Here is a 12,158-nt window from a genome sequence, read left to right on the forward strand (position 1 = left end):
CGATCGGGACGTGCCAAGGTTGTGCCCGCGGCACGTGGCACGGGGTCACGCTGACAGTCAGGAGCACGGCCAGTGAGTGACCAGATGGGTGCGTCCGACGCGCTGCGCGTCAACGGGGGCCGTCCGCTCACCGGCGAGATCACGGTCCGCGGCGCGAAGAACTTCGTGTCCAAGGCGATGGTCGCGTCGCTGCTCGGCGAGAGCCCGAGCGTGCTGCGCAACGTGCCCGCGATCCGTGACGTCGCCGTGGTCGGTGGACTCCTCGAGCTGCACGGGGTCGGTGTCGACCTGGACGAGGACGCCGGGGTGCTGCGTCTCGACCCGAGCCGGGTCGAGACGGCCCACGTGGCCGACATCGACGCACACGCGGGGTCGAGCCGGATCCCGATCCTCTTCTGCGGCCCGCTCCTGCACCGTCTCGGCGAGGCGTTCATCCCGGACCTCGGCGGTTGCCGGATCGGCGACCGGCCGATCAACTACCACCTGGACATCCTGCGCCAGTTCGGGGCGGTCGTGGAGAAGCGGGACCAGGGCATCTACATCCACGCCCCGCAGCGGCTGCGCGGTACCAAGCTCACGCTCCCGTACCCGAGCGTCGGGGCGACCGAGCAGCTCCTGCTCACTGCGGTCCGCGCCGACGGGATCACCGAGCTGGCGAACGCCGCGATCGAGCCGGAGATCCTCGACCTCATCGCGGTCCTGCAGAAGATGGGGGCGATCATCTCCGTCGACACCGACCGGGTGATCCGGATCGAGGGCGTCGACCGCCTCACCGGCTACCGCCACACGGCGCTGTCGGACCGGATCGAGGCTGCCTCGTGGGCCTCGGCCGCGCTCGCCACCGGCGGTGACATCATGGTCCGTGGTGCGACCCAGCCGGAGATGACGACGTTCCTCAACACGTTCCGCAAGGTCGGCGGCGAGTTCGAGATCGACGACGTCGGCATCCGCTTCTACCACCCTGGAGGCGAGCTCCGGTCGATCGTCCTCGAGACGGACGTCCATCCCGGGTTCATGACCGACTGGCAGCAGCCTCTCGTCGTCGCGCTGACCCAGGCCACCGGGCTGTCGATCGTGCACGAGACGGTCTACGAGAACCGGTTCGGGTTCACCGACGCGCTGCGGCGCATGGGTGCCACGATCCAGGTCTACCGGGAGTGCCTCGGTGGGCGCCCGTGCCGGTTCGGTCAGCGCAACTTCTTCCACTCGGCCGTGGTCTCCGGACCGACGCCGTTGCGGGCCGCCGACGTCGAGGTCCCCGACCTGCGCGGCGGGTTCTCGCACCTGATCGCCGCGCTCACCGCGTCGGGGACGTCGACGGTGCACGGCATCGGGCTGATCGACCGGGGCTACGAGCGCTTCACGGAGAAGCTCGGCGCTCTCGGAGCCGAGTTCACGCGGATCTGACGGTCGGCAGGCGGCCGGGCCCGACGTCGACGCCGAGGCGGCCCGGGGACACGGGTCGGCGGGCGGATCGTCCGAGTCGGCGGGGCAATCGGCCCGCGCACCGGTAGCATCGACGATCGTGCCATTCGTCCCGCCTGACAACCGCACCTACCGTCGCATGGCCGCGGTGGTGCGGCCGGTCCTGTTCGCGATCACGCGACGCGACTGGCACGGCCAGGAGAACATCCCGGCGACGGGAGGGTTCATCGCCGCGGCCAACCACGTGACCAACCTCGACCCGCTGACGTTCGCCCACTTCCTGTACGACAACAGCCGGGCGCCGAAGATCCTCGCGAAGGCGTCGTTGTTCACGGTGCCCGTCCTCGGCGGGATCCTCAGGCGCACGGAGATGATCCCGGTGCAGCGCAACACGGCCTCTGCCGCGTCGTCGCTCTCCGCCGCGATCGAGGCGCTGGAGCGGGGCGAGTGCGTCGCGGTGTTCCCGGAAGGCACCCTCACGCGCGACCCCGACCTGTGGCCGATGGTCGGCAAGACGGGGGTGGCACGCCTGGCGTTGACCACGCGGGCCCCCGTCGTCCCGATCGCCCAGTGGGGCGCGCACCGGATCCTCGGCAGGTACAAGAAGCTCCTCAAGCCGTTCCCGCCGAAGAAGGTCACGGTGGTCGCCGGGCCTCCGGTGGACCTCTCGGACCTGTACGACCGCCCGCAGGACTCGGCGACGCTGCGCGAGGCCACCGACCGGGTCATGGACGCCGTCACGAGGCTCCTCGAGGAGATCCGCGCCGAGCAGGCACCCGCCGTCCGCTTCGACATGCGGGCTGCCGGCAAGTCGGTGCCGTCAGCCGGCGTCGCGGGCGACGGACCGGTCGCGACCGACGCGGACGGAGCCGCCGACGCGCAGGGACCGGCTGCCACCGAGGGGCCGGTCGGTACCGACGGACCGACTGCCACCGACGGACCGACTGCCACCGACGGACCGACCGAAGGCGCTTCGTGACGCCGTCGCCGGACCCCACGTCGACCGACGCACCCCCTCTCGACGCGGTACGACCGCTGCGCGCTGCGGTGCTCGGCACCGGGAGCTGGGGCACGACCTTCGCCGTGGTGCTCGCGGACGCGGGGTGCGAGGTCACGCTGTGGGGGCGCAACGCCGACGTGTGCCGCCAGATCGCCGACGAGCACCGCAACGAGGCCTACCTGCCGGGGATCACGCTCCCGGCGACGATCACCGCGACCACGGACCCGGCGGTCGCGCTCGACGGCGTCGACCTCGTCGCGGTGGCCGTGCCGTCGCAGGAGGCACGCCACACGCTCGAACCGATGCGTCACCTGCTGCCGCCGACGGCCGTGGCCGTCTCGCTCATGAAAGGGGTCGAGCTCAGCACCGACCGCCGCATGAGCGAGGTCGTCGCCGAGGCGTTCGCGATCCCGACGGACCGCGTCGCCGTCGTCTCGGGACCGAACCTCGCACGCGAGATCGCCGAGCGTCAGCCGACCGCGACCGTCATCGCCTCGAGCGACGAGCGGACCGCGCAGCTCGTGGCGCGTGCCTGCGCGTCGTCGTACTTCCGCCCGTACACGAACACCGACGTGGTCGGCGTCGAGCTCTGCGGCGCGGTGAAGAACATCATCGCGCTCGCGGTCGGCATCTCCCAGGGGCGCGGGCTCGGCTTCAACACGATGGCGACGGTGATCACGCGCGGGCTCGTCGAGATCACCCGGCTCGGGCTCGCGCTCGGGGCCGACGCCGAGACCTTCCCGGGCCTCGCGGGCATGGGTGACCTGGTGGCGACGTGCGCGTCGCCGCTGTCACGCAACCACACGCTCGGTCTGCACATCGGGCAGGGCCTCACGCTCGCCGAGGCGACCGTCGCGACGGGGGGAACGGCGGAGGGCGTCAAGAGCTCGCGGTCGGTGCTGGAGCTCGCCCGGTCGATCGGCGTCGAGATGCCGATCACCGAAGCCGTCGTCGCGGTCCTGCACGAGGGGCTCGCCGTCGACCAGCTCGCTGCTCTCCTGCTGGCCCGTCCGCACAAGGCCGAAGGGGTCTAGCGGCGCACCCCGGCACCCGCGGGACGCACCAGCGTGCCCGGGCTCCGGACCGACGCACCCGGCGCCAGGGCGACGTACCCCGCGCTACCGGAGCGAGCGCAGCGCGCGGTCGAGGTCGGCCCAGAGGTCCTCGACGTCCTCGATGCCGACCGAGAGGCGGAGCAGGTCGTCCGGGACGGTGATCGACTCGCTCGCGAAGCGCCGCCGTCGCTCGAGGCTCGACTCGACCCCCCCGAGGCTGGTCGCCGGCACCCAGAGCTGCACGGCCGCGACGACCGCACGCGCCCCCTCGGCACCGCCTCGCGGTCGCAGCCCGATGATCGACCCGAAACCGTCCATGAGCGCCGCCGCACGCGCGTGACCGGGGTCGTCCGGCAGGCTGGGGTGCCGAACGGCGACGACGGCCGGGTGCCCGTGCAGCCGCGCGGCCAGCTCCGCGGCGCTCGCCTGGGACCGTTCGACGCGGAGCGCGAGGGTCCGCATGCCCCGGAGGGCCAGCCAGACCTCCCAGGGTCCGGCGATCGCCCCGTGCAGGGTCCGGTACGCCCGCAGCCGTGCGGTGAGGTCGGCGTCCGTCGCGACCGCGGCACCGAGGACGACGTCGGAGTGCCCGGCCAGGTACTTGGTGACCGAGTGCACGACGACGTCCGCACCCCAGGTCAGCGGGCGCTGGACGAGCGGGGTCGCGAACGTGTTGTCGACACACACGAGCGCGCCGACCGCATGCGCGGCGGCCACGAGAGTCGGGATGTCCGCGACCTCGAGCATCGGGTTGGTCGGCGACTCGACCCAGAGCATCGACGCCGGACCCTCCGGGCCGTTCACCGCGGCGACGACGGCCTCGGTGTCGTCGATGTCGACGAGCGTCACGCGCACACCGGACCGCTCGGACAGGTCGGTCGCATAGCCGAGGGCGACCTGGTACGAGTGCCGAGGCATCACGAGGCGCCCACCAGGAGGGATCAGCGACATCGCCGCAGCGATCGCCGCCATGCCCGAGCCGAACACGACCGCAGGGCGTCCTGCGTCCTCGAGCCGTCCGAGCACCTCCTCGAACGGGTGCCAGGTCTCGGTGTCGATCCGCGCGTACAGCGACTCGTCGGGGCCCGGCGCGCCCGCGGACACGTAGGTCGACGACAGCACGACCGGTGCGTTCACCGGCGCCCCCTGCGCGCGGGCGGGTCGGCCGGCGACGACGGCGAGGGTGGCGGGGGAGAGCTCGGCGTCAGGGGTCACGCCGACAGGCTACCGATCCGACGAACGGGTGCGTGTGTGCCGGTAGGGTCGGGCTCGATGGAACACGAGACTGCACCCGTGCCCGCGGACCCGCGTCGCCCACGCGTCATGGTCCTGTTCGGCGGACGCTCCGGCGAGCACCCGATCAGCTGCGCGACGGCCGGCGGTGTGCTGCGCGCGATCGACCGCGACCGGTACGACGTCGTCGCCGTCGGCGTGACCCCGACCGGACGTTGGGTGCTGGTCGACGACGACCCGGACGTGTGGGGCATCATCGACGGACGGCTCCCCGAGGTCCTCGACTCGCCGGAACGCGTGCTCCTCCCCGCGTCCGCCGACGAGCGCGCGGTGCAGACCATCCGCGACGGCGAGGTGGCCGCGGCACTCGGTGAGATCGACGTCGTCTTCCCCCTGCTGCACGGGCCCTTCGGCGAGGACGGCACGCTCCAGGGCATGCTCGAGCTCGTCGACGTGCGCTACGTCGGCGCGGGCGTCCTGGCGTCCGCGGTCGGCATGGACAAGCACTACATGAAGCTGGTCCTGGCCGGGCAGGGGATCCCGGTCGGCCCGTTCACGGTGATCCGTCCCGGTGAGTGGGACCGCAACCCGGCGGCCTGGACCGCCGCGGTCGAGGCGCTCGGGCTGCCGGTGTTCGTCAAGCCGGCCCGGGCCGGTTCGAGCCTGGGCATCTCCCGGGTCACCGACCTGGCCGACCTCCCGGCCGCGATCGCGGAGGCCCGCCGCCACGACCCGAAGGTGATCGTCGAGGCAGGCATCGTCGGGCGGGAGATCGAGTGCGCGGTGCTCGGTGGCCGCGCCGGTGGCCCGCCCCGCAGCTCCCTGCCGGGCGAGATCGAGGTGACGAGCTCGGCGCACGGGTTCTACGACTTCGAGGCGAAGTACCTCGACGAGGCCAGCGTGCAGCTCACGTGCCCGGCCGATCTGCCGCCGGACGTCGTCGCACTGGTGCGGGACGTCGCCGAGCGGACGTTCGAGGCGATCGGTTGCGAGGGCCTCGCACGCGTCGACGTGTTCGTCACGCCCGACGGGGGAGTCGTCGTGAACGAGATCAACACCATGCCCGGGTTCACACCGTTCTCGATGTACCCGCGGATGTGGAAGGCGTCAGGGCTCGAGTACGCCGACCTGATCGACGAGCTCGTCCAGCTGGCGCTCGAACGCCCGACCGGGCTGCGCTGAGCCGGGCTGAGAGCCGGGTCCGCTGGGGGACCCGTCAGGTGCACGCACGCTCGGGGTGGACGACGGCGGCGGCCTGGCCCACCTCCATGAGGATCGCGTCCGGCTGATCCGCGGCCAGGCTCTGGGGGATGGTCAGCTCGACGGAGGGCGTTCGCCCGAAGGTCACGAAGACCCAGGTGCCGCCTGCGCGTGAACCGTCCGAGGTCACGACCCAGTCGACGCTCGTGCCGGCCGTGTCGGTGATCGTCACGCACGGGTCCGTCGTCGGCCCGAGGGGCGTGACGCCGCAGCGCAGCACGACCGACGACGTCGGGTCTCCCCACGCCGCGGTGCCCTGGCTCGTGGTCGAGATCCGGTGCAGGCCCGCGAGCGCCTCGGGCAGCGCGAGGATCACGCTGGCGCACACGGGGTTCGCGGCATCGGGGGCCGGCACCACGTGCATGCTCGGCGCGCACCCGGTGAGGCCCGCCGAGGCGATCACGGCGGACGCCGCAGCACCGGCCGGCGCCGAGGTCCACCGTCGCGGGCGCCGCCGCGAACGGCGGTCAGGTCGAGGCGCGGGCACCGCACCACGCTATCCCGTGCGGTCGACGGGTGCGGACGTCGGTAGCGTGTGCCCGTGGACGACGAGCAGACACGTGTGGCGGACCTGTCGGAGAACGACCTGCTGGGCAGGATCTTCCCGCTGCTCCCGACCGGTCCCCAGACGCTCCTCGGCCCCGGTGACGACGCCGCCGTGCTGGCAGCCCCCGACGGTCGCATGGTCGTGTCGCTCGACGTGCTGGTGGAGAACCGTCACTTCCGCCGCGAGTGGTCGACCGCGGCGGACATCGGCTGGCGGGCGGCGATGCAGAACCTCGCCGACATCGCCGCGATGGGGGCCCGGCCCACGGCCCTCGTCGTGGGCCTCGTCCTGCCCCCGGACCTCCCGGTGGGGTGGGTGACCGGTCTCGCCCGAGGGATGGCGGCCGCGTGCGCGCCGCACGACGTCGCCGTGGTCGGGGGAGACCTCTCCTCCGGGGACGAGGTCGTCGTCGCGGTCACGGTGCACGGCGACCTTCAGGGTCGGAAGCCTGTCCTGCGGTCGGGCGCCGTCGCCGGGGACGTCGTGGCGCTCGCCGGCGTGCAGGGTCGCTCGGCCGCCGGGATGGAGCTGCTCCGGTCCGGTCACCCGCGGGCGCACCTGGACCTCGTGGACGCCTACCGGCGGCCACGGCCGGCTCTCGCGGCCGGGCCCGCCGCTGCCGACGCCGGTGCGACCGCGATGCTCGACGTGTCGGACGGGCTGTTGCGCGACGCCGAGCGGCTCGCGCTCGCGAGCGACGTGGTGATCGACCTGCTCGACCCGACGGAGAGTTTCCGTGCCGACCTGACCGTGCTCGACGGCGCTGCCCGACTGCTCGGCACGGACCCGCTCGAGTGGGTGCTCGGAGGCGGCGAGGACCACGGCCTCCTGGCGACGTTCCCCGCCGATGCCGTGCTGCCCGCGCCGTTCAGGCCGGTCGGGCACGTCCGCAGCGCGGCCGGGTCGGAGCGTCTCGGGCTGGTGCTGGTCGACGGCTCGGTCCCGTCCGTGACGATGCGCGGCTGGGACCACTTCCGCGCGTAGCGCGGGTCAGCCTCGGCGGTAGCGGACCTCGAGCACCTCGGCGCCACCGATGACGTCGAGCCGTTCGGCACCGTCGGGAGCGAACCCGTGACGGCGGTAGAAGTGGCGCGCACGCTCGTTGTCGGCCATCACCCAGAGCGAGACCGTGACCCCGCTCGGGACCTCGTTGAGGAGGGTCCGCATGAGGTCGCGGGCGACACCCCGGCCCCAGGTTCCGGGGTCCAGGTAGATGGAGTAGATCTCGACGTCCCCGCGCTCGGCGTCCTCGTCGCGGCTCGGCCCGAGAGTCGCGAAGCCGAGGAGCTGCTGCCCGGACTCGGCGATCCACGTCCGGACGTTGTCCTGGGGGCCGGACCGGAGGTTCGCCTCCCAGCGACGCGTGCGATCGGCCTCGTCGAGCGCCGCGAGGTGCTCCGCAGGGACGATGCCGGCGTACGCCTGACGCCAGGAGCGGATGTGCACCGCGGCGATCCGCGCGGCATCGGGTACGGCTGCGTCGCGGATCTGCACGTCGTCGAAGTCGTCTTCTCCCATGAGGTCACCCTGCCACATCGATCGCCGGACGGGCAGCGGTCCGACGCTGTGAACAGCGGGCTCGACGTGCGTGTGCGGCGTGTCGCGCGCGACGCGCGTTTGGGTCGCGCGCGTCGTGGCGCCCAGAATGTCACCGTCGCGCGGCATCGTGGTCCGGTGGACGTCGGTGCCGGCCGGCAGCGGTCGCGACGACCAGGACGCAGCAGATGCTGACGCAGCAGAACGGGTGACGGGTGGACCAGCTGGACGCGGACGTGGTGCGGCGGTGGGCTGCGGACGCGACGAGCGCTCTCGGCTCGGCCCGTGCGCGCATCGACGCGGTCAACGTGTTCCCGGTGCCGGACTCCGACACGGGGACGAACGTGTACCTCACCGTGGCCTCCGGGGCGGAGGCGCTGACGCGAGGCCCTGAGGTGATGACGGTTGCGGATGCTGCGGTCACCTTCGCCAGGGGGGCGGTCGTCGGCGCCCGCGGCAACTCCGGGGTGATCGTGAGCCAGTACCTGGAGGGTCTGGCGCTGTCGTTCGAGGCCGTGCGGGGCACGGAGGTCGGACCGGTCGAGCTCGCCGGGGCCTTCGAGGCCGCGCAGCTCGCCGCCCGCGCAGCCGTCGCCGAACCGGTGGAGGGCACCGTGCTCACGGCCGCGACCCGCGCGGCCGGGGCGGCGCGCGCACGAGCCGACCGTGGCGGATCGCTCGCGGAGGTGCTCGTCGCCGCCGTCGACGAGGCGCACGGCTGCGTGCAGGAGAGCCGCGACCTGCTGCCTGCCCTCCGTGCGGCCGGCGTCGTCGACGCCGGGGCCTGGGCGTTCATGGTGCTGCTCGATGCGCTTCGGGTGTCCGTGGAGTGGCCGGGTCACGGCGGCCGGCCGACGGGGATCGAGACGGCGTCGTTCGACGGGATCGCGGCGTCCCCCGAGGCGGGGGAGCAGCGCACGGACGCCGGGGCGGAGCGGCCCCACGGCGGTGAGTTCGAGGTGATGTACCTGGTCGAGCCGGGCGCCGAGGAGAACGACGACCTCGGTGCCGTGCTCAGCGGACGGCTGCAGGCCGTCGGTGACTCCGTCGCGGTGGTCGGCGGTCACGGGGTCTGGCAGGTGCACGTGCACACCGACGACCCCGCCCGGGCGATCCTCGCCGGCGAGCTCGCCGCCCAGCGTCAGATCACTGTGCGAGACCTCGCCCTCCAGCTCCCCGGTGCCTCGCCCGCCGCGACCGGGCGCGGTTCCGGCGGCGGCCTCGGCGTCGTGGTCGGCACCCGCGCGCGCGGTCTGGTCGCGGACCTCGCCCGCACCGGTGCCGTCGTCCACCTGCTCACCGATCGTGCCCCCGGCGTCGACGAGATCGCGCGGGCGGTCGTGGACACGGGCTGCACCGAGGTCCTCGTGCTGCCGGGCGACGATGCCGCCCTCGCGGCGGCACGGCTCCTCGTCTCGGAGCGGGTCCTCACCGGGACCGTGCCTCGCGTGCACGTGCTGCCCGCTGTGGACGACGTCGCCGTCGTGGTCGCCCTGGCAGCCGTCGTGGAGAGCCGCGCCGAGGACGCGACCACCCGCGTCGGGATCGTCGACGATGCACTGCGCGGTCTGCGGACGATCGTCGTCGACGCGACCACCGCCGTCGAGGCGGTGATGACCGCGCTCGCGGACGGCGTCCCTCGACTCGTCACCGTCCTCGCCGGCGACCAGGTCGACACGGAGATGCTCGACGCGCTCGCCGAGGCGGTCGCGACGCGACGCCCTGCGTGCGAGGTGGTCGTGCTCGGTGTCGGGGTCGGCCGTACGGAGCTGGTGATCGGACTCCAGCCCCTCGTGGTGCCCGGGACCACGTCATGACCGAGCGCCTCGACGAGCCTCTCGCCCGCGTCCTGGGACCTCGCAGCGCGTCGCCGCTCGCAACGCTCGGTCTGCAGACCACGCACGACCTCCTGCGGCACTACCCGCGCCGGTACTCGACGCCGGGGTCCCTGACGGACCTCTCGCACCTCCCGGTCGGTGAGCACGTCACGGTGATGGCGCAGGTCACGCAGGCGACGGTGCGTCAGATGCGGTCGCGTGGCGGAGCGATGCTCCAGGCCGTCGTCTCGGACGGCACGCACCGGCTGAGCCTGACGTTCTTCGCCAAGCGTGCCGGTGTGCTGCGGGTGCACGAGGACAAGCTGCGTCCCGGGCGCACCGGTCTGTTCACGGGGGTCGTGAGCGACTACCGCGGCGAGCGTCAGCTCACCCACCCGGACTACCAGATCATCGGCGTCGACGCCGAGGACGAGGACGAGGCGCTCGTCGAGGCGAGCCGGCCGATCCCGATCTACCCGGCGAGCTCCGGGGCACCGTCCTGGCGCATCCAGCGGTGCGTGCGCACCGCGCTCGGCCCCCTGACCGCGGCCGATCTCCCCGACCCGGTGCCACCGGAGATCCGGGCGGCGCACCACTACCCGGACCTGCACCAGGCGCTGCTCGACGTGCACGAGCCGTACGACGAGGCGCAGTGGCGTCGTGGGCAGGCGCGGCTGCGGTACGAGGAGGCGTTCGTCCTGCAGGCCGCGCTGGCGCGTCGCCGCGCGCAGGCGGCAGGCGAGCCGGCACGCGCGCGCCCGACCAGGGACGACGGTCTGCTCGCGGCCCTCGACGCCCAGCTCCCGTTCGAGCTGACGTCGGGCCAGCGCGCCGTGGGCGAGGAGCTCTCCGCGGAGCTCTCCCGGACGCATCCGATGCAACGGCTTCTGCAGGGTGAGGTCGGCTCGGGGAAGACGGTCGTCGCGCTCCGGGCGATGCTGCAGGTCGTCGACGCAGGCGGTCAGGCGGCGTTGCTCGCGCCCACCGAGGTGCTCGCGGCGCAGCACGCGCGCACGTTGCGCGCCCTCCTCGGCCCGCTCGCCGAGGCCGGGTTCCTCGGCGGTTCCGAGCTCAGCACGCGGGTCGCCCTGCTCACCGGCTCCCAGGGTGCGGCGGCACGCAAGGAGAACCTCCTCGACGCGGCGAGCGGTCGGGCCGGCATCGTCGTCGGGACCCATGCGCTGCTCTCCGAGTCGGTGCAGTTCGCGGACCTCGGGCTGGTCGTGGTCGACGAGCAGCACCGGTTCGGCGTCGAGCAGCGCGACGCGCTCCGGGCGAAGGGCGACGGGGTGCCGCACCTGCTGGTCATGACCGCGACACCGATCCCGCGGACCGTCGCGATGACGGTGTTCGGCGACCTCGAGACGTCGACGTTGACCGAGGTGCCCGCAGGTCGGAGCCCGGTCGTCACGCACCTGGTGCCGGCGGACAACGAGGTCTGGACCGCACGTGTGTGGCAACGCGTGCGCGAGGAGGTCGACGCAGGTCGACGTGCGTACGTGGTCTGCCCGCGGATCGACCCGGACGACACCGGCACGGCTGGCGCCGTCGAGGACGGGGCGGAGCTGGTGCCGGCGGCGACCAAGGCGCCGTTGCGGGCCGTGCTCGAGGTCGCCGACGAGCTCCGTCGCCTTCCCGCCCTCGACGGGGTTGCGATCGCGGTCCTGCACGGCCGGCTGGCCGCCGACGAGAAGGAGCGTGCGATGGCCGACTTCGCGTCGGGCCGTGCGCAGGTGCTCGTCTCGACGACCGTGATCGAGGTCGGTGTGGACGTCCCGGAGGCGACTGCGATGGTGGTCCTCGACGCCGACCGCTTCGGTCTGTCCCAGCTTCACCAGCTGCGTGGCCGCGTCGGGCGAGGTGCCGACCCCGGGGTGTGCCTGCTCGTGGCCGACGTCGAGCCCGGGACCGACGCCCACACGCGGCTCCGGACGCTGGTCGAGACGACCGACGGGTTCGCGCTCGCCGCGGTCGACCTCGACCTCCGCCGGGAGGGGGACGTCCTGGGCGCGGCACAGTCGGGCGGGTCGAGCTCGTTGCGGCTGCTGCGGGTCACCCGCGACGCCGACCTGATCGCCCGTGCGCGGGCGGACGCGACGGCTCTGGCCGGCGTCGACCCGACGCTGTCGCGGTGGCCGGCCCTGGTCGCGGCGATCGACCGTCGGCTCGAGGGCGATCGCGAGGAGTTCCTCGAGCGCACCTGAGGCGTCGGGCGGTGCGGAAGGGGTCGTCGTGCGCCTCCCGGCGCCCGCCGACGGGCTGTTCGTCCACCGCGTCCAGCAGAC

At 73.4% G+C, this 12,158-nt stretch carries 10 protein-coding genes; 7 read left to right on the forward strand and 3 right to left on the reverse strand.

The window, feature by feature from the left end; all coding sequences use genetic code 11:
- Positions 1–84 precede the first annotated feature (84 nt).
- The 3 genes from murA (at position 85) to LJB74_RS16350 (ending at position 3,459) form a co-directional block, all read left to right on the forward strand.
- Positions 85–1,407, forward strand: coding sequence for a UDP-N-acetylglucosamine 1-carboxyvinyltransferase (murA, locus tag LJB74_RS16340; RefSeq protein ID WP_259310388.1), 1,323 nt, complete (start codon positions 85–87; stop codon positions 1,405–1,407).
- Positions 1,408–1,525: 118 nt separating this feature from the next.
- Positions 1,526–2,404: a lysophospholipid acyltransferase family protein gene (locus LJB74_RS16345; RefSeq protein WP_396125185.1), complete on the forward strand. Its 879-nt coding sequence runs from the start codon at positions 1,526–1,528 to the stop codon at positions 2,402–2,404.
- Positions 2,401–3,459: an NAD(P)H-dependent glycerol-3-phosphate dehydrogenase gene (locus LJB74_RS16350; RefSeq protein ID WP_396125186.1), complete on the forward strand. Its 1,059-nt coding sequence runs from the start codon at positions 2,401–2,403 to the stop codon at positions 3,457–3,459. The genes LJB74_RS16345 and LJB74_RS16350 overlap by 4 nt, the downstream gene beginning before the upstream one ends.
- Before the next feature lie 84 nt (positions 3,460–3,543).
- Here the strand turns inward: LJB74_RS16350 and LJB74_RS16355 are convergent, their stop codons facing one another.
- Complete coding sequence (locus LJB74_RS16355; protein WP_259309532.1) at positions 3,544–4,695, reverse strand: PLP-dependent aspartate aminotransferase family protein; 1,152 nt, start codon at positions 4,693–4,695, stop codon at positions 3,544–3,546.
- A 57-nt stretch (positions 4,696–4,752) separates the two neighbouring features.
- On the opposite strand from LJB74_RS16355, the gene LJB74_RS16360 reads away from it, so the two are divergent.
- On the forward strand, positions 4,753–5,895 hold the full coding sequence (locus LJB74_RS16360; RefSeq protein WP_259309533.1) for a D-alanine--D-alanine ligase family protein: 1,143 nt from the start codon (positions 4,753–4,755) through the stop codon (positions 5,893–5,895).
- A gap of 34 nt (positions 5,896–5,929) precedes the next feature.
- Here the strand turns inward: LJB74_RS16360 and LJB74_RS16365 are convergent, their stop codons facing one another.
- A complete protein-coding gene (locus tag LJB74_RS16365; RefSeq protein WP_259309534.1) occupies positions 5,930–6,460 on the reverse strand; it encodes a DUF3515 domain-containing protein in 531 nt (176 codons plus the stop codon).
- Positions 6,461–6,514: 54 nt separating this feature from the next.
- On the opposite strand from LJB74_RS16365, the gene LJB74_RS16370 reads away from it, so the two are divergent.
- A complete protein-coding gene (locus LJB74_RS16370) occupies positions 6,515–7,504 on the forward strand; it encodes a thiamine-phosphate kinase (protein ID WP_259309535.1) in 990 nt (329 codons plus the stop codon).
- 6 nt (positions 7,505–7,510) lie between these two features.
- Here the strand turns inward: LJB74_RS16370 and LJB74_RS16375 are convergent, their stop codons facing one another.
- On the reverse strand, positions 7,511–8,038 hold the full coding sequence (locus LJB74_RS16375; protein WP_259309536.1) for a GNAT family N-acetyltransferase: 528 nt from the start codon (positions 8,036–8,038) through the stop codon (positions 7,511–7,513).
- A 233-nt stretch (positions 8,039–8,271) separates the two neighbouring features.
- On the opposite strand from LJB74_RS16375, the gene LJB74_RS16380 reads away from it, so the two are divergent.
- Together LJB74_RS16380 and LJB74_RS16385 are read left to right on the forward strand one after the other, a co-directional pair.
- Positions 8,272–9,873, forward strand: coding sequence for a DAK2 domain-containing protein (locus LJB74_RS16380; RefSeq protein ID WP_259309537.1), 1,602 nt, complete (start codon positions 8,272–8,274; stop codon positions 9,871–9,873).
- Positions 9,870–12,077 (forward strand): ATP-dependent DNA helicase RecG, encoded by a 2,208-nt coding sequence (locus LJB74_RS16385; RefSeq protein ID WP_259309538.1) that lies wholly within the window; start codon positions 9,870–9,872, stop codon positions 12,075–12,077. Before LJB74_RS16380 ends, LJB74_RS16385 begins: the two co-directional genes overlap by 4 nt.
- The last annotated feature ends 81 nt before the right edge of the window (positions 12,078–12,158 follow it).

Origin of the sequence: Cellulomonas sp. P24, assembly GCF_024704385.1 — a bacterium.
In the GTDB taxonomy this organism is placed as follows: domain Bacteria; phylum Actinomycetota; class Actinomycetes; order Actinomycetales; family Cellulomonadaceae; genus JAJDFX01.